17 protein-coding genes are annotated in these 17,615 nt (G+C 64.3%); 4 read left to right on the forward strand and 13 right to left on the reverse strand.

Going from position 1 to position 17,615, the window contains the following annotated elements:
- Window positions 1-123: 123 nt before the first annotated feature.
- The 11 genes from AB4Y32_RS10605 to AB4Y32_RS10655 form a co-directional block, all read right to left on the reverse strand.
- Window positions 124-897, reverse strand: a complete 774-nt coding sequence (locus tag AB4Y32_RS10605) for an ATP-binding cassette domain-containing protein (protein ID WP_368721294.1) — start codon at window positions 895-897, stop codon at window positions 124-126.
- Window positions 897-1,895 (reverse strand): ABC transporter permease, encoded by a 999-nt coding sequence (locus AB4Y32_RS10610; protein ID WP_368721295.1) that lies wholly within the window; start codon window positions 1,893-1,895, stop codon window positions 897-899. The genes AB4Y32_RS10605 and AB4Y32_RS10610 overlap by 1 nt, the downstream gene beginning before the upstream one ends.
- Window positions 1,892-2,971: a sugar ABC transporter substrate-binding protein gene (locus AB4Y32_RS10615; protein ID WP_368721296.1), complete on the reverse strand. Its 1,080-nt coding sequence runs from the start codon at window positions 2,969-2,971 to the stop codon at window positions 1,892-1,894. The genes AB4Y32_RS10610 and AB4Y32_RS10615 overlap by 4 nt, the downstream gene beginning before the upstream one ends.
- 401 nt (window positions 2,972-3,372) lie before the next feature.
- Window positions 3,373-4,359 (reverse strand): D-erythronate dehydrogenase, encoded by a 987-nt coding sequence (gene denD / locus AB4Y32_RS10620; protein ID WP_368721297.1) that lies wholly within the window; start codon window positions 4,357-4,359, stop codon window positions 3,373-3,375.
- A 57-nt stretch (window positions 4,360-4,416) separates the two neighbouring features.
- On the reverse strand, window positions 4,417-5,205 hold the full coding sequence (otnI, locus tag AB4Y32_RS10625) for a 2-oxo-tetronate isomerase (RefSeq protein WP_368721298.1): 789 nt from the start codon (window positions 5,203-5,205) through the stop codon (window positions 4,417-4,419).
- A gap of 77 nt (window positions 5,206-5,282) precedes the next feature.
- The gene (locus AB4Y32_RS10630) at window positions 5,283-6,620 is read right to left on the reverse strand and encodes an MFS transporter (protein ID WP_368721299.1); all 1,338 of its coding nucleotides are present in this window, start codon (window positions 6,618-6,620) and stop codon (window positions 5,283-5,285) included.
- 179 nt (window positions 6,621-6,799) lie between these two features.
- Window positions 6,800-7,456 carry a 3-oxo-tetronate 4-phosphate decarboxylase gene (gene otnC / locus AB4Y32_RS10635; RefSeq protein WP_368721300.1) on the reverse strand — a complete coding sequence of 219 codons (657 nt, stop codon included), beginning with the start codon at window positions 7,454-7,456 and terminating at the stop codon, window positions 6,800-6,802.
- A complete protein-coding gene (gene otnK, locus AB4Y32_RS10640; RefSeq protein WP_368721301.1) occupies window positions 7,453-8,769 on the reverse strand; it encodes a 3-oxo-tetronate kinase in 1,317 nt (438 codons plus the stop codon). The genes otnC and otnK overlap by 4 nt, the downstream gene beginning before the upstream one ends.
- Window positions 8,770-8,787: 18 nt before the next feature.
- A complete protein-coding gene (ltnD, locus tag AB4Y32_RS10645; RefSeq protein WP_368721302.1) occupies window positions 8,788-9,678 on the reverse strand; it encodes an L-threonate dehydrogenase in 891 nt (296 codons plus the stop codon).
- 67 nt (window positions 9,679-9,745) lie between these two features.
- The gene (locus AB4Y32_RS10650) at window positions 9,746-10,450 is read right to left on the reverse strand and encodes a FadR/GntR family transcriptional regulator (protein WP_368721303.1); all 705 of its coding nucleotides are present in this window, start codon (window positions 10,448-10,450) and stop codon (window positions 9,746-9,748) included.
- A gap of 124 nt (window positions 10,451-10,574) precedes the next feature.
- On the reverse strand, window positions 10,575-11,648 hold the full coding sequence (locus AB4Y32_RS10655; RefSeq protein ID WP_368721304.1) for a Leu/Phe/Val dehydrogenase: 1,074 nt from the start codon (window positions 11,646-11,648) through the stop codon (window positions 10,575-10,577).
- A 274-nt stretch (window positions 11,649-11,922) separates the two neighbouring features.
- On the opposite strand from AB4Y32_RS10655, the gene AB4Y32_RS10660 reads away from it, so the two are divergent.
- Window positions 11,923-12,381 carry an Lrp/AsnC family transcriptional regulator gene (locus tag AB4Y32_RS10660; RefSeq protein ID WP_087732959.1) on the forward strand — a complete coding sequence of 153 codons (459 nt, stop codon included), beginning with the start codon at window positions 11,923-11,925 and terminating at the stop codon, window positions 12,379-12,381.
- Between the two features lie 7 nt (window positions 12,382-12,388).
- Here the strand turns inward: AB4Y32_RS10660 and AB4Y32_RS10665 are convergent, their stop codons facing one another.
- Both AB4Y32_RS10665 and AB4Y32_RS10670 read right to left on the reverse strand, forming a co-directional pair.
- Entirely contained in the window at window positions 12,389-13,831 is a 1,443-nt protein-coding gene (locus tag AB4Y32_RS10665; protein WP_368721510.1) for a sensor histidine kinase, read from the reverse strand.
- A 61-nt stretch (window positions 13,832-13,892) separates the two neighbouring features.
- A complete protein-coding gene (locus AB4Y32_RS10670) occupies window positions 13,893-14,570 on the reverse strand; it encodes a response regulator (RefSeq protein ID WP_342931473.1) in 678 nt (225 codons plus the stop codon).
- A 237-nt stretch (window positions 14,571-14,807) separates the two neighbouring features.
- Here AB4Y32_RS10670 and AB4Y32_RS10675 point away from each other — a divergent pair, with 237 nt between their 5' ends.
- The 3 genes from AB4Y32_RS10675 to AB4Y32_RS10685 are packed head-to-tail and all read left to right on the forward strand — an operon-like array spanning window position 14,808 to window position 17,558.
- A complete protein-coding gene (locus tag AB4Y32_RS10675) occupies window positions 14,808-15,824 on the forward strand; it encodes an ABC transporter substrate-binding protein (protein WP_368721511.1) in 1,017 nt (338 codons plus the stop codon).
- A gap of 48 nt (window positions 15,825-15,872) precedes the next feature.
- The gene (locus AB4Y32_RS10680; RefSeq protein ID WP_368721305.1) at window positions 15,873-16,670 is read left to right on the forward strand and encodes an ABC transporter ATP-binding protein; all 798 of its coding nucleotides are present in this window, start codon (window positions 15,873-15,875) and stop codon (window positions 16,668-16,670) included.
- A 24-nt stretch (window positions 16,671-16,694) separates the two neighbouring features.
- Window positions 16,695-17,558 (forward strand): ABC transporter permease, encoded by an 864-nt coding sequence (locus AB4Y32_RS10685; RefSeq protein WP_368721306.1) that lies wholly within the window; start codon window positions 16,695-16,697, stop codon window positions 17,556-17,558.
- Window positions 17,559-17,615: the final 57 nt, after the last annotated feature.

The following is a 17,615-nucleotide window of genomic DNA, read 5'->3' on the forward strand; positions in this document are numbered from 1 at the left end:
CGACAGGTTGCCGCGATTGTCCCGCATGATGTCGGCCGTGCCAATACGGGCGCCGATTGAAAGCGGGCTGTAGGTGCGCGCGCAGCGAATGCGTTGGCAACGAACGGAACGCCGACCCGCCGCTCACGCCCCTTGCGTGCGCATCGCCCGATATTCGCGCCTGACGATGTCCATCAGCTCGGCAACCGACGTGCTGACCGTCTCGCGCTGATACGTCACGCGGCCGCGCTGCATCAGCATCACGCGATCGGCGATGTCGAGCGTCTGCGCGTAGTTGTGCATGATCATGATGATCGACAGGCCACCCTTCTCCTTCAACCGCAGGATCAGATCGATGATGAGCCCCGCTTCGCGCGCGCCCATCGCAGCGAGCGGCTCGTCGAGCAGCAGGATCTTCGCGTTCGAGTTGACCGCGCGCGCCACCGCGATAGCTTGCCGTTGTCCGCCCGAAAGCTGCTCGACAGCAAGGTCCACCGACGGCACATGCACGCCGATCTCTTCGAGGCATTCCGCGGCGCGCTCGCGCATCGCGCGGTGGTTCAACAGACGGAACGGCCCGGGCCTGAGAATCTCCCGGTTCAGGAACATGTTGTGATAGATGCTCAGCGAGTTGGCGAGCGCGAGATCCTGATACACGCATTCGATGCCGAGCGCACGCGCGTGATCGACGGAACGCAGCATCGTTTCCTGGCCGCCGAGAAACAGCTTGCCGCTCGTCTGCTGATGAAAGCCGGTGAGGATCTTGATGAGCGTCGATTTGCCCGCGCCGTTGTCGCCGAGAATGCCGAGGATTTCCCCTTGCCTGAGCGTCAGCGACACGCCGTCGAGCGCGGTCACGGCGCCGAAGCGCTTGACGATGTCCTCCCCGCGCAGCGCTTCTTCCGGCGACGAAGACATCACAACTCTCCTTTGCGCGCGAGACGTACGACGTGGATGTTGAAGATCATCGCCGCGAGGATCGCCGCGCCGAGAATCATGTTGAACGTGAACGCGTTGATGCCGATCAGCGTGAAGCCGTCGCTCAGAATGCCGAGCACGGCCGCGCCGATCAGCCCGCCGATGATCGTGCCCGACCCGCCTGCGAGCGGCGTGCCGCCGATCACAGCCGCGGCAACGGCGAGGAACATGATCTGGTTGCCGCCCGCTTGCGGATCGATCGACGAAATGCGGAAGCATTCGAGCGTGCCCGTCAATCCCGCGAGCACCGCGGCAAGGACGAAGTTGCCGAGCTTCAGCCGCCTGACATGAATACCCGCCTCGCTCGCGCCGAGCGGATTCGCGCCGGACGCAATCGTATGCAGGCCCCAGCGCGTGTGACGCAGCAATACGTGCATGATTGCCGCGAGCACGATCGCCCAGATGATCTCGCTGTAGCCCCACGCTCCCATGAACTCGGCAAAGAGACCGTCCTCGGGCGGCGAGACGGGTGTGCCTCTCGATATCGTCAGCGTGAAGCCGTTGACGAAGAAGAGCGTGCCGAGCGTCGTGACGAACGACGGAATCCGCAGATAGACCGTGACCGCTCCGTTGACGAATCCGATCAGGCCCGCCGCGACCAGGCCAGCGATCACCGAGAGCCACGCGGGCAAACCCGCCTCGTGCGTGAAATGCATGATGAAAGGCGCGAACGCGAACACCATGCCGGCGGAAAGATCGATCTCTCCGCCGATCATCAACATGATTTCGCCGAACGCGATGATGGCGACGGGAGCGATGAACTGCGACAGATTCTGCAGGCTCGCCGACGTCAGCAGGAAGTCGTGGTTGGCCGTCTCGAAGTACGCGCACAGAATGACGGCGACCGCGAGGATGCGAAGCTCGCTCGAACGCAGAAACGACCGCGACGAGCGTCGCGGCCGTTGCGCCTTCTTGATGTCCGCTACAGGAGACGTCACCCTTTTATCGCTCCCGTGTGCGGAACGATTTGCGGCTTCGTGCTCTTGCCTTCGTAGCGTGTCGACGTGTTCAGGTAAGGATCGACGGAGGCCTTCGTCACGAACTTCAAACCAGTGTTGACGTTGGCCGGTCCGACCAGCCCGCCCGATGCGAGATACACGAACGCCTGGACCACGGTATAAAAGCCTTGCACGTAAGGCTGCTGATCGATCGTGAAGTCGAGAAAGCCATCGTGGATCAGTTGCACGGTGCGCGGCAGCAGATCGAAGCCGCCGCCGTGCACGCCCTTCGCCGGAAGGTTGTTCTCTTTCATCACTTCGGCGACGCCCTGGGTGCTGCCCGCGTCGACAGCGAACATGCCTTTCAGGTCCTGGTGGCCCAGATAGAACGACTTGATCTTCGAAAGCTCTTCGTTGACGGTCGCGCCCGTCGCGATGGTCTGCACGTCGATCTTCTTGCCCGACTTCTTGATCGCGGCCACGGCGCCGTCCAGGCGCGGCTGGATGTTCAACTGGCCGGGCGTCGCGATGAAGAGCCCGACCAGACCGCTGTCGATCAGGCTCGCAATGCGCTCGCCCATCTGATAGCCGGACAGATACAGGTCCTGGCCGATGTACGACAGACGCGGATTCGACGAGCCCTGGGGCGCGTCGGCGTTATAGGCGAACACAGGAATGCCCGCGTCGAGCGCGGCCTGGATCGGCTTGTCGAAAGCCTTCGGATCGACGATCGGCACGGCAATCGCATCGGCCTTCCCGGCGATCGCTGCGTTGACGGCATTCACCATCTCGGCGATGTCGGCGTTGGCCGAGCCCGTCCACTGGTAGTCCATGCCGAGCAAAGCGGTGGAGTCCTGAATGCCATACTGCGTCGGGACAAAGAATGGGTTTGTCGTCACGTGATTGACGAATACGATCTTCCAGCGCTTATGGGCCGGAAACGGCCCCGCGTCGGCAGCCTGCGCCGGCGTGATCGCGCCGCCGAGCAATGCCAACGCTGCACCGAGGCCAGCGCCTTGCAGCATTCCACGACGCATGCTCTGGACTTCGTCCTTGGGTTCCTGCTTACCGGCCATGTCACTCTCCAGTCTTTGAGTTATTGAATAACTTGCTGTGCATGACGGCTCAGGCGAGGGAAGCGCCGGTGCCGGGAGGCACCACACTTCACGAACCCCGTGTGCATGCGTGTGCCCCTGACGACCCTGCGGAAAATCCTATATCACGTACTTTTGCCGATTAATCAACGTATACCCTAAAGTAGTCGGACTATTTAAGGGCTGCCTATAGAGTGGCGCTCCCGAGGCCATTTAAAGTGCCGCTCCACAACGACGAAAGACCGCCTGTGCGGTCTTTTCAGAGTCTGTCGTGCCAGATAGTGGGCCGGGAGCGAACGCAAATGTCAGATGCGTGAACCCGTCTTGCGGATACGCGCGGCCTCGCGTTGCAGGCTTCTAGTATGACTTGCGATCCGCGCGGATTACGCCGGAATCTTCCCGCCCAGTTCGTCGTCGATAAACGCGCGGACGATATCCTTGAACGACGCATCGCCGGCAAAGCCGAGCTGTTGCGCGCGCGACGTGTCCCACTGCGCAGGCCAGCTACCGACGATCTTCTCGACGCGCTCATCCGTCTTCCATTCGATGCGTGCCGCGACGGCATCGCCTGCCACTTCGCGCAGCGCCGCGATCATCTCTTCGACGCTCACCGATACGCCCGGCAGATTCACCGTGCGCCGGTTGCCGAACGCGGCCCCGTCGATCTCGCATCCGGCCACGAGGCATTCGATCGCCTTGCGCGGCGACAGCAGCCACAAGCGCGTCGCGCCGTTCACGGGACATACTGCTTTTTCGCCCGTCAGCGGCTCGCGGATGATGCCGCTCGCAAACGACGACGCTGCCGCATTCGGCTTGCCCGGCCGCACGCTGATGGTCGGCAGGCGCAGCACGCGGCCATCGACGAAACCGCGCCGCGAATAGTCGTTCAGCAGTAGTTCGGCGCCCGCCTTCTGCGCGCCATACGACGATTGCGGATTCAGCGCCGTATCGTCGAGCACGACCTCTGGCAAGTCGCCGCCATAGACGGCGACCGAACTCGTGAACACGACACGCGGCTTGTGCCCGCGCATCCGGCACACGTCGAGCAGCATCCGCGACGCATCGAGGTTGATGCGCATGCCCAGATCGAAATCGCTTTCGGCCTGGCCGCTGACGATGGCGGCAAGATGAAATATCGCCGATGTCTTCTCGTCGATCAGCCGTTCGAGCACGCTGCGCTCTGCTATATCGCCGGTTTCGATCCGCACGCGCGCGTCGTCCGGTCCGGGCGCGGCCACGACATCGAGCAACACCAGTTCGGTGATCGGCTGGCGCTGCCCTTCCGCGCCCTTCAATTCGCCGCGCGCAAGCAGTTCGCGCGCGAGGCGCTGGCCCAGAAAACCAGCGCCGCCTGTGATCAGTACTTTCATGTGCCGTCGTTCCTCAATATGTGGTCCGTCTGTGGATCTGTCGTGCGCGCCCGTCGATCAGCCGCGTGCCTTCACATACGGCCTGATCCATCCGAGCCCCGCCGACGTGCCCGCGCGCGGCCGGTACTCGCAGCCGATCCAGCCGTCGTAGCCGAGTTCGTCGATCAGCGAGAACAGATACGGATAGTTCACTTCGCCGATATCCGGCTCGTGCCGCTCGGGTACGCCCGCAATCTGGATGTGGCCGATGCCCGCCATGTCGCGTTTGAGCTTGACAGCGAGATCGCCTTCGACGATCTGGCAGTGATAAAGATCGAACTGCACCTTCAGGTTCGCCGCGCCGACTTCCGCGCAGATCGCCTGCGCGTCGTCCTGACGATTCAGAAAGAAGCCGGGAATGTCGCGCGTGTTGATCGGCTCGATCACGACGGTGATGCCGTCCGCCTGCGCGGTCTTCGCGGCATACGCGAGATTCTTCAGATACACGTCGCGATGCGCGGCGCGCGATTGCTCCGGCCTGATCAGACCGGCCATCACGTGCAGCTTGTCGTTGCGGAGCACGCGCGCGTACTCGAGCGCGGTATCGACGCTGCGCCGGAACTCGTCCTCGCGGCCCGGCAACGACGCGATGCCGCGCTCGCCCGCTGCCCAGTCGCCGGGCGGCGCGTTGAAGAGCGCCTGCGTGAGTCCGTGCTCGTCGAGACGCGCTTTCAGGTCGGCGTCGGCATATTCATAAGGAAACAGAAACTCGACGGCCTCGAAGCCGTCGCGCGCGGCGGCGGCGAAGCGGTCGAGGAATGCGTGTTCGTTGTACATCATCGTCAGATTGGCGGCGAAGCGAGGCATCGAAGCAACTCCTGTATCTATCTCTATCGAACGTTAGCCGGATACGCGACGCATCCGGCGTTCACGCAATTGTGCGTTTAGCGGTTCACGAGCCGCGCGGGCGTCAGCCATACAGCGATCGCGCCGAGCACGAGCATCGCGGCGAGCACGTACATGCCGGACTGCGTGCTGTGCGTGACATCCTTAAGATAGCCGATCATGTACGGGCTCGCGAAGCCCGCGAGATTGCCGACCGAATTGATGATCGCGATGCCCGCCGCAGCCGTCGCGCCCGACATGAACGCCGTCGGCAGCGACCAGAAGAGCGGCGCGCACGTCAGCACGCCCGCTGCGGCAATCGACAGGAACGTAATCGACACGGCCGTGTTGTTCACAAACGATGCCGCAATCGTAAAGCCGACTGCGCCCGCGAGCGCCGGGCCGATCAGATGCCAGCGTCGTTCGCGGTACTTGTCCGCGCTGCGGCCCATTACGTTCATCACGACGATCGCGACGAGAAACGGAATCGCGCTCAAGAGACCGATTTCGAATGCGCCCGTCACGCCCGTCGATTTGACAAGCGTCGGCATCCAGAACGTGAGTCCGTACTGGCCCGTGACGAACGCGAAGTAGATCAGCGACATCCACCACGTGCGCGGATCGCGGAACACTGCGCCGAGCGAATGTGACTTCGCTTTCTCCTGCGGCTGCGCGGCGATTTCATCGGCGAGCAGTTTCTTCTCGCGCGCAGTCAGCCACTTCGCGCTGGCGATGCCGTTGTCGAGATAGAGAATCGTCGCGATGCCGACTGCAATCGCGGGCACCGCTTCGATCACGAACATCCATTGCCAGCCGGCAAAGCCGTGATGCGAATCGAAGGTCTGCATGATCCAGCCCGACAGCGGATTGCCGAAGATACCCGACACCGGAATCGCCGACATGAACACAGCGATGATCTTCGCGCGTCGGTGCGACGGGAACCAGTAGGTCAGATACAGGATCACGCCGGGATAGAAACCGGCTTCGGCAAGACCGAGCAGAAAGCGCAGCGCGTAGAACTGCGTCGGCGTCTTCACGAACACGAACAGCGCGGAAAGCACGCCCCATGTGATCATGATCCGCGCGATCCAGATACGCGCGCCGAGCTTGTGCATCAGGATGTTGCTCGGCAGCTCGAACAGAAAGTAGCCGAGGAAGAACACGCCCGCGCCGAGTCCGAACACGGTCTCGCTGAACGCGAGGTCCTGCGACATCTGCAGCTTCGCGAAGCCCACGTTGACGCGGTCCAGATACGCGACCACATAGCACAGCATCAAAAATGGCACGATGCGCCAGAACACCTTGCCATAGGTGCGCTCGATTTCAGCGGCGCCGGGTTGGTTGGCGGCGTCGGCGGGTGAAGCGGGGCGAACGGATGCCGCCTGATAACCAGTCATGTGTTGTCTCCTTCGGAATGGCGCCGGTTTCGGACCGCTCGCGTCACGTCGGGCGGTCTCCGGCTTTTTTGCCTGGGTTGATCGATACGGACGGTTCGCGTCGGATTGCGGACCTTTTTGCGGACCTTTTTTCGGACCTTATTGCCGACCCTTTTGCGAACCAGTTGAACGCCGCCGCGTTACCAGCGCGCGCCGAACACTTCGCGCAGTTCCTTGAGCGCGGCTTCGTCGAGCGGCGCCGGACGCGGCTTCGTCATCAGCCATAGACGCGCCGTCTCTTCCAGCTCTTCGAGCGCATACGACGCCTGCGACACCGAGCGCTCCCACACGACAGGCCCGAGCCGCTCGAGCAGCACGCCACGCACGCTGTCTGCGAGTGCCGCGATCTGCTGCGCGACCTGCGGATCGCCCGGACGTTTGTAGCGGATCAACGGAATGTGGCCGACCTTCATCACGTAGTACGGCGTGATGGGCGGCAGCACGTCGGCGTCGCTCCAAACGCCCGCGAGCGTCAGCGCGACGAGATGCGTCGAATGCGTGTGGACGATGCCGCGCGCGTCGCGATTGCGCTCGTAGACGCCGCGATGCAGCGCGAGCGTCTTCGACGGCTTGCCGCCCGATACCGCGTTGCCCGCAAGATCGACCTTCGCGATCTGCGCGGGGTCGAGCCTTCCGAGACAGGCGTCCGTCGGCGTGATCAGCCAGCCATCGTCGAGGCGCGCGCTGATGTTGCCCGCGCTGCCGACCGTGTAGCCGCGCTCGTACAGGCTCGCACCCGTCACGCAGATCTCTTCGCGGATTCTCGCTTCTTCGCCAATGTGAACGGCAGGCGTCATTGCGCGCCTCCATCCAGATGACGCAGCGCCTTCGCGAAGAAATCGACGGCGCCGAAGTTGCCGGACTTGAGCGCAAGCGCGAGCGGCGCCGCGCCGATGCTCGCCGTCGCGGGCACGCCCGGATCGATCTGCCTGCCGATGCGCAGCATCTCGACGCCGAGCGCCTGCACGACGGCCCCCGAGGTCTCGCCGCCCGCGACGACGAACTTGCGCACGCCGAGGTCATGCAGGCCGCGCGCGATCGAAGCCAGCGTACGCTCGACGAGATGCCCCGCTTCAGCCACGCCGAGTTCGCGCTGCGTGGCCTTCACTTCATCGGGTGAAGCCGTCGCGTAGATCAGCACGGGCTGTGGCTGGGTGGCGTTCATGTGCTCGCGCGCGAAGGTCAGCGCCTGTTCGACGACAGGCTCGCCGCGCGCCGCCGCGAGCGGATCGATGCGGAACGCGGGACGCGTCTCGCGCCACGCAGCGACCTGCGCGTTCGTCGCCTTCGATGCGCTGCCCGCCAGCACCGCCGACGCGCCTTCAATGCGCGGCAACTCGCCCGCGTCGTCCGTATCGCCGAGCAAGCCCGCGCGGCGGAAATTCGCCGGCAAGCCGAGCGCGACGCCCGAGCCGCCCGTGATTAGCGGCAGGTCCGCGCACGCTTCGCCGAGCGTGTAGAGATCGGCATCCGAAATCGCATCGGCGATGGCCATGCGCACGCCGTCGCGCTTCAACGTATCGATCGATGCGCGCACCGCTTCAGCGCGTTGCGCGACGGCGTCATAGCGCACGAGCCCGACCTTCGATTGCGTCTGCCGTTGCAGCACGCGCACGAGGTTCGCGTCCGTCATCGGCGTGAGCGGATGATGCTCCATGCCCGATTGGTTCAGCAGCACGTCGCCGACGAACAGATGTCCGCGATAGACCGTGCGGCCGTTCTCCGGAAACGCCGGGCACGCGATCGTGAACTGCGTATCGGCGCGCGACGCATGCAGCGCATCGAGCAACGCATCGGCGACGGGGCCGATGTTGCCCGCATCGGTCGAATCGAACGTCGAGCAGTACTTGAAGAAGAACTGCCGACAGCCTTGCGCGCGCAGCCATTCGAACGCGGCCAGCGACTGCGCGACGGCATCGGCGGCGGGTATCGTGCGCGACTTCAGCGCGACGACGAGCGCGTCGGCTTCGATGCGCGTGTCGGCGGCAGGCACGCCGATGGTCTGAACGGTGCGCATGCCGCCGCGCACCAGCATGTTCGCGAGGTCGGTGGCGCCCGTGAAGTCGTCGGCGATGCAGCCTAGCAGCGGCTTGTTGGCAGAGGTCGTCATGTCGTGCAGTCCACTCGCTTAGCGCTTCGCCGGTACATCGATGCCCGGGAAAATCTTGATCACGGCGGAATCGTCTTCGCCGCCGTGGCCCGCCGTCGACGCCATCATGAACATCTGATGCGCCGCCGCCGACAGCGGCAGCGGAAACTTCGAACGCCGCGCGGTATCGAGCACGAGGCCGAGGTCCTTCACGAAGATATCGACGGCCGACAGCGGCGTGTAGTCGCCATTGAGGATGTGCGGCACGCGGTTCTCGAACATCCACGAATTGCCCGCGCTGTGCGTGATCACGTCGTAGAGCGCAGCGGGGTCCACGCCTTCGCGCAGGCCGAGCGCCATCGCCTCGGCGGCGGCCGCGATGTGCACGCCCGCAAGCAGCTGGTTGATGATCTTCACCTTCGAGCCCGCGCCATGCTGCTCGCCCAGCCGATACACCTTGCCCGCCATCGCGGCGAGCACGTCTTCGCAGGCGGCATAGGCGGCTGCGGGGCCCGAGGTCATCATCGTCATTTCGCCGGATGCCGCGCGCGCCGCGCCGCCGGAAACGGGCGCATCGAGCATCAGCAGCCCGGCCGCTTCGACGCGGCGGCCCAGGTCGATCGCGAAGTCGGGCGCGACCGTCGCGCATGCGATCACGACGCTGCCTGGCTTCATCGACTTCACGGCGCCGTGCTCGCCGAACAGCACAGCATCCGTTTGCGCCGCGTTGACAACGAGCGTAACGACGACGTCGCATTGCGCACCGAGTTCGGCGGGACTTGCGCAGCGCGTGCCGCCATCGGCCGCGAATGCGTCGAGCACTTCGCGCCGAACGTCGCATGCGTGGACATCGAACCCGCCGCGCAGCAGCGAGCGCGCGACGCCCATGCCCATCGCGCCAAGACCGATCACTCCGACTTTTCTGGTCATAACCTTCCTCTACGAACGATGCTTCAGATTGCGGCTTGCGCGGCTTTCGAGCAGCCGCATATCCGGATCAGCAGATGCCTGCTTCGGCGAGCCGGCGCGCCGCGTTGTACATGTGCGTCTGCGCGGCGTTGCGCGCGGCCATCGGGTCGCCTGCGCGAATCGCTGCGACGATCGCCGCGTGCTCGTCGCGCACCTGACGCGAGAAGTCCTCGCGCAGCGCCTCGTTGCGGCGCGTGACGACGGTGCCCGCTTCGAGATACTGGTTGAGGAACGCGAGGGTCTTCATGAAATACGGATTGCCCGTGACGGCCGCAATCGCGCGATGAAACGCGACGTCTTCAGCCACGCCGTCGCGCCCTTCGGCGACGGCTTCGTCGATCTTGCCGAGCGCGGCGTCGATGGCCGTCATGTCGGCGTCCGTGCGGCGCATCGCGGCCTCGGAAGCGACCTCGGCTTCGATCGCGCGCCGCACCGCGAGAATCTGCAGGACCGAGCCGCCTTCCATCGCCTCGGCGTAGTCGATCCTCAGCGGCCGGATCGCGCCATGCACGGACACATAGACGCCGCTGCCCTGGCGCGGCTCGACCACGCCTTCGTTCTTCAGGCGCGAGATTGCTTCGCGGATCACCGTGCGGCTTACGCCGAACTCATGCGCGAGCACGGCTTCCGTCGGCAGCTTGCCGCCGCGCGCAAAGGCGCCCTTGTCGATCTGCGCGAGCAGCTGCTGCGCGACCGTATCGCTCAGCGCCTTGTTGGGGATTTTCTCGAACATGCATGTTCCGCAATTTGCGATGTCATAAGGTCATCATACAAATTTGCAAAAACAAAGGGCCATCGGGATGAACCCTTAGCCCAATGCGCCGCGAGGCATCGCCGCGCCGCGCGGCACTTCGAAATCAGACCGCTTTCATCTGCTCCCGCGCCCAGGCCACGGCCGCGCGCGCCGGCGCGATGCCCGTCGCCTTCACGCGTTCCGCGAGTTCGAACACGCGCGGACCGATCTGCGCGACTTCCGCGAGCACGGCCTGTTCGTCGGCCGAGCCGAGATACTCGCGCACGCAGCTGATGATGCCGCCCGCGTTCACGAGGAAATCGGGCGCGTAGAAAATGCCGCGCTTGTGCAGCGTGTCGCCTTCGGCGAGCGACATCAGCTGATTGTTCGCGCCGCCCGCGATCACCTTGAACTCGCATTGCGCGGCGACGGCTTCCGTGATCGAGCCGCCGAGCGCGCACGGCGCGAATACGTCCGCGCTGACGCCCGCGATGCGCGCCGTGTCCGCGACCTGAGCGCCGAACAGATGCTTCGCGCGCCCGGTCTTGCCTGCGTCGATATCCGCGACGATCAGCTCCGCCCCTGCGTTATGCAGCCGCTCGCAGAGATCCCAGCCCACGGAGCCGAGCCCTTGCACCGCAACCGACACGCCGTCGAGCGTGTCGCGTCCGAGCGCGACCTGCACAGCCGCCTTGAGACCGACGAACACGCCGTACGCGGTGCGCGGCGACGGGTTGCCGCCGTACACATCGTTGTCGCGTGGAATGCCGCTCACAAACGGCGTTTCGCTTTGCACGGCGCGCATGTCGTCGGCCGTCGTGCCGACGTCTTCCGCCGTCAGATAGATGCCGCCGAGCGATTGCACGAGACGGCCAAACGCCTTGAACATCGCGGCGCGATCCATCTGCTCGGGACGCTTCAGGATCACGGCCTTGCCGCCGCCGAACGGCAGACGGGCCAACGCGTTCTTGAACGCCATGCCTTGCGACAGACGCAGCGCGTCGTGATACGCCTCGTACTCCGACGCGTACTGCCAGTAGCGGCAGCCGCCGAACGCCGGGCCGCGCGCCGTGCTGTAGACGGCGACCACGGCTTGCAGGCCGGATTGCGCGTCGCTGGCCACGACAATGCGTTCGTGGGCGGGCTCGCCGTGAAGCCCGAAAAGCGTTCCAGCGAAATTCGTCGTCAGTCGGTCCATCTGTGTTCCTTCCTTGTGGGCAGGCAGTTGAGCCGGCGCGAAGCGATGGCTTCGCGCCGGCGGGCCGCATGTCGTCCGGGTTGCGAACGCGTGCGTTCGAATCGCGAGGGCAGCGGGTGCGCCGATCCCCCGATCGAAAAAGTGTAGGTGGCCAAATTCGGAGATTTGTTCTGTTTATCGGGAATTCGGCGCGTCGTGGCAAAATAATCGCCTACGCAAAATCGATCGTGAAGACGATTCGTCTTCCGATTCACCAGAAAGCCTCTCCGCAAACATGAAACTCGACTCCACCGATCAGCGGATACTGCGCGAGCTGCGCAACGACGGACGTCTTTCCAACGCGAAGCTCGCGGAGCGCGTCGGCCTGTCGGCTACGCCGTGCTGGAACCGCGTGCGCGCGCTCGAGGAAGCGGGCGTGATCGAAGGCTACGCGGCGTTGCTGAACCAGAAGGCGCTCGGCCTGCCCGACACGGTGATCATCGAAGTGAAGCTCGCGAAGCACGACGAGCGCACGCTGGAGCGCTTCGGCGAAGCGCTCGCCGATCTGCCCGAAGTGGTCGAGGCGTTTCTGGTGTCGGGGGAATACGACTATCTGATCAAGGTCGCGGTCGCGGGCACGGAAGGCTACGAGTCCTTCCTGCGACGCAAGCTGTATCGGCTGCCGGGGTTTCAGGACAGCCGTTCGATCTTCGCGTTGCGGTGCCTGAAGCGCTCGGTATCGGTCGAGCCCTGATGCGCGTTTAGGCCGCCTTCGCCGATGCCGCCGCAAACGTGACCCGCGCCGTCAGGCCGCGCGCATCGCCGATCGCGCCCGCCGCCTTCTCCCCTGTTTCGAGCGCGATCTCGCCGCGATGCGCCTGCACGATCTCGCGCACGATGGCGAGGCCAAGACCCGTGCCTTCCGTGTCGGCGGATGCGCGGTAGAACGGCTCGAACACGCGGCTGCGCGCTTCGGCGGGAATGCCTGGGCCGTTGTCGGAGACCGTCAGCGTGATGCACGCCGCGTCGCCATGCACCGAGACCGTCACGTGTCCGCCCGTCTGCGTATAGCGAATCGCGTTTTCGACGAGATTCGACACCAGCGCCGAGAGCAGGCCCTCATGTCCGATCATCCGCGCGGATGCGTCGAGTTCCGCGCCGAGATCGATGCCGCGATTCTGCGCGAAGAGCGCGAGTTCTTCGACGACGTCCTTGGCGATTGCCGCGAGATCGACGGGCTCGTTCGCGAGCCGCGTGTAGTCGGCGGCTTCCGCCTGCGCGAGCAACAGCAGCTTGTTCGTCAGGCCGACCATCGAGCGGTTGCTTCGCTGCATCGCGGCCAGCGCTTCGCCCAGCGACGGCTCCAGTTCGCGATGCTGCCGCGCGTACTGCAACTGCGTGTCGAGCAGCGTGAGCGGCGTGCGCAACTGATGCGCGGCATCCGCGATGAAGCGCCGCTGCGCGGCCACCTGCAAGCCGAGCCGCGCAATGCATTGATTGATCGCATCGACGATGGGCCGCAATTCCGTATGCAGGCGATCGACGCGCAACGGTTCGAGCTGCATCGGATCGCGGTCCATCACTTCGTCCTTCACCTTCAGCAGCGGACGCAGCTCGAACGTCAAGCCGATGCACGCGAGCGCGACGGCGAGCAGCATCATCTCGATCTGGCGCACCAGTTGCGGCCGCCACAGTTCGCGCACCATCGCATCGCGCGAAGCTTGCGTCTTGCCGACCGACACCAGCACGCGCCGCGTCGCGCCGTTGTCGTACATGCGCCGCACGTAGCCGATCGCGCGTATCGACGAGCCGTGCAACCCGGCGTCATAGTACGTGGGCCTATCCTGCCCATCGTTCGAATCGTGCGTGGCGAAAGCGGATGACGGCGCCGACGCGCTGAGCGGAAAATCCGGCACGCCGGCAAGCAGCCGATCGTCGTCGACGCTCACGTTGTAGAACACCTGATCGCCATACGGCGACGCGAAGATTTCCAGCGCGGCGGGCGGAATATCGACGCGTAGCATGCCGTCCGCCCATTCCACTTCGCCCGCGATCATCCGCGCCGACGACAGCAGCGTGTTGTCCTGCACGAGGTCGGCGGTGCGGCGCGCGTTGTCGTATTCGGCCTTGCCCGTCACGAACACATAGATCGCGAGCGGCACGAGCAGCCACCACAGCAAACGGATGCGCAGGCTGCTGGTCATCATGCGTTGCGCCTCGGGTCGTGCTTCGGGTCGTGCCTCGGATTACGCGTTGAATGATGCTTCATTCGACGTCGTCCTTCTTGCGCAGCAGATAGCCGAGCCCGCGCAGCGTGACGATCGCCGCCGAGCTGCCGTCGAGCTTCTTGCGCAGCCGCGATACGTAGATTTCGAGCGCGTCTTCGCTGGGTTGATCGTCGTGCGTGAAGATCGAGTCCATTAGCGCGGCCTTCGACACCGTCTTGCCCATGCGCAGGATCAGCGTTTCGAGCACGCTGCGCTCACGCGGCGTGACGTTGAGCGGCGCGCCCTTCAGCGCGAACTGCCGCGTGTCGATGTCGAACACGAGATCGCCGCATGACACCTCGTTCGCAGTCGAAGCCGTCTGCCGGCGAATCATTACCTTCACGCGCGCGACCAGCTCGCGCACTTCGAACGGCTTCACCAGATAGTCGTCGGCGCCCGCGCCCAGCAGCTCGACCTTCTCGTCGATCGAGCCGCTCGCCGTCAGGATCATCACGGGCGTCGCATCACCGCGCTGACGCAGACGCCGCAACACGTTCTTGCCCGACAGCCTCGGCAGGTTCAGGTCGAGCAGCACGACGTCGTAACGGTTCGTGCGCAACAGTTGATCGGCGGCTTCGCCGTCCTGCACCGCATCGAGCGCGAACGCCTCCTGCTCGAGCATGCGTGCGAGCCAGTGCGACAGCGTCGGATTGTCTTCGATCAACAGCAGTTTCATCGGTCAACGGATTGCATGTAAAAGCAGCGCCGGGCTCGCCATCGCGTTTGCGCGGCACTGCCGCGCGATTGTATGTCGACGGAATGTCGGCGCTTGCATCGGGTTAACACCCATATTTCAGCGCGGCTCCCGAAAGCTGACAGAAGGTTTGAGCTTTCTATAATCGCCCCACTCATTCAAAAAGGCGCGATGCCGCGATGCCAATGCGGACGGCGCCTCACCACAAGGAGACTGATGATGCGTACCTTCCGCCAGATCGCAGCCGTGTCCGGCCTCGCTTTCGCCCTCGCCGCTGCTTCCGCCAGTGCTCACGCGGAGAAGATCTCGATCATGGTCGGCGGCGCCGCCAAGATCATCTATCTGCCCGCCAAGCTGACGGAACAACTCGGCTACTTCAAGGACGAAGGGCTCGACGTCGAGATTCTTTCGCAACCGGCGGGCGTCGATGCCGAAAACGAACTGCTCGCGGGCGCCGTGCAAGGCGTGGTCGGCTTCTACGATCACACGATCGATCTGCAGAGCAAGGGCAAGGAAGTGCAGGCGCTCGTGATCTTCGGCCAGGTGCCGGGCGAAGTCGAAATGGTGTCGACCAAGGCAGCGGGCGAGATCAAGAGCATGGCGGACGTGAAGGGCAAGACGCTCGGCGTGACGGGCCTCGGTTCGTCGACGAGCTTCCTCACGCAATACCTCGCGCAGCGCGCGGGCGTCCCGTCGACGCAATACACGCTGCTGCCCGTCGGCGCCGACAACAGCTTCATCGCGGCGATCAAGCAGGATCGCATTCAGGCGGGCATGACGACCGAGCCGACCGTCTCGCAGCTGCTCAAGATGGGCGACGCGAAGGTGCTGGTCGACATGCGCACGATCGAAGGCACGCGCGCGGCGCTCGGCGGCACGTACCCCGCTTCGAGCTTCTACGTGCAGCGCGCGTGGGCCGAATCGCACAAGGCCGAGGCGACGAAGCTCTCGCATGCGTTCGCGAAGACGCTGAACTTCATCGCGACGCATAGCGCCGACGAGATCGCCGCGAAGATGCCGAAGGACTACTACGGCGCCAACAAGGATCTGTACGTGGCCGCGCTGAAGGCCTCGCTGCCGATGTTCACGAAGGACGGCAAGATGCCTGCCGACGGTCCCGAGACGGTGCTGAAGGTGCTGTCGGCGTTCAATCCGTCGGTGAAGGGCAAGCACATCGATCTCGCCAAGACCTACTCGAACGACTACGTCTCGACGGTCGCGACGGCCGCGAAGTAAGCCGTATCGTCGTCCACCTATCACCCGCAAGGAAAGAGGCAGCACGCGATGAATCAATCCAGGCCGCACGGCGCACCCGCCATCGAGCTGCGCAACGTATCGTGCCGGTTCATTTCACCGGACGGCAAGGCGACGGTCGCATTGCGCGACTTCAGCATGTCGGTGGCGAAGGGCGAGTTCGTCGCCGTCGTCGGACCGACGGGCTGCGGCAAGTCCACGACGCTCAGCATGATTACGGGCCTGCTCAAGCCGACGACAGGCGAAGTGCAGGTGATGGGCGCGCCCGTCGACGGCATCGATCCGCGCATCGGCTTCGTGTTCCAGGCCGATGCCGTGTTTCCGTGGCGCTCGGTGCTCGACAACGTGGCGGCCGGTCCGCTCTATCGCGGCCGCTCGAAATCGGCCGCGTATGACGAGGCGAACGAATGGCTGCGCCGCGTCGGGCTCGACAAGTTCGGCAAGCACTATCCGCATCAGTTGTCGGGCGGCATGAGGAAGCGCGTCGCGCTCGCGCAGACGTTCATCAACAAGCCGGAAATCCTGCTGATGGACGAGCCGTTCTCCGCGCTCGACATGCAGACGCGCACGCTGATGCAGGACGAGCTGCTGCAGTTGTGGTCGGCGAATGCGGGCTCCGTCGTGTTCGTCACGCACGATCTCGAAGAAGCGATCGCACTCGCGGATCGCGTATTCGTGCTGACGGCGCGGCCCGCGACGCTGAAGAAGGTCTACGAGATCGATCTGCCGCGTCCGCGCATCACGTCGGAAGTCCGCTATGACCCGCGCTTTATCGAAATCTCGCGCGACATCTGGCACGACCTGCGCGAAGAAGTGCAGATCGGTTAATTCAATCAGGCTGGAATCCGTTCAATGTCTACTACGCCTCAACAGATGATGCCCGCCGGCCTCGACGCGAGTTCGCTCGCGCAGGTCGAACGCATTGCGCAGAAGCGCATCCGTCAACGCAACGCGCTCGTGATCGGGCTGCGCATCGCCGTCCTCGTGATCGTGCTGGGCGGCTGGGAACTGTCGGCCCGCATGAAGTGGATCGATCCGTTCTTCTTCTCGATGCCTTCGGCGATCTTCGAGCAGATCGTCGACTGGTTTGTGAACGGCACGTCGCAAGGGCCGCTGCTCACGCAGGTATGGGTCACGCTCGAAGAGACGGGGCTCGGCTTCATCATCGGCTCGGTCGCGGGCGTGTTCTGCGGCATCGTGCTGGGACGCAACAAGCTGCTCTCCGATGTGTTCAGTCTCTACATCAAGATCGCCAACTCCATTCCGCGCGTGGTGCTCGGTTCGGTGTTCGTGATTGCGCTGGGTCTGGGGATGGCGTCGAAGGTGGCGCTCGCCGTCGTGATGGTGTTCTTCGTCGTGTTCGCGAATGCGTTCCAGGGCGTGCGCGAAGCGGACCGCTACATGATCGCGAACGCGCAGATTCTTGGCGCATCGCGACGACAGGTGACGACTTCCGTGGTGATTCCTTCGGCGCTGAGCTGGATTCTCGCGAGTCTGCATGTGAGCTTCGGCTTTGCGCTGGTTGGCGCCGTGGTCGGCGAGTTTCTTGGCTCGAAGCAGGGCATCGGACTGCTGATCTCGACAGCGCAAGGCGCGTTCAATGCAAGCGGTGTGTTCGCGGCGATGATCGTGCTGGCCGTCGTCGCGTTGGCCGCCGATTATCTGCTGACGGCCCTCGAGCAGCGCTTGCTGAAATGGCGGCCGAATATCAGCTGATTGAATTTCTCGCAGTGGTTGTTGTTGCAATTGAGCGCGCCTCCTTTCGGAGGCGCT

The sequence above is a fragment of the Paraburkholderia phymatum genome, assembly GCF_040965635.1.
Classification (GTDB): domain Bacteria; phylum Pseudomonadota; class Gammaproteobacteria; order Burkholderiales; family Burkholderiaceae; genus Paraburkholderia; species Paraburkholderia phymatum_B.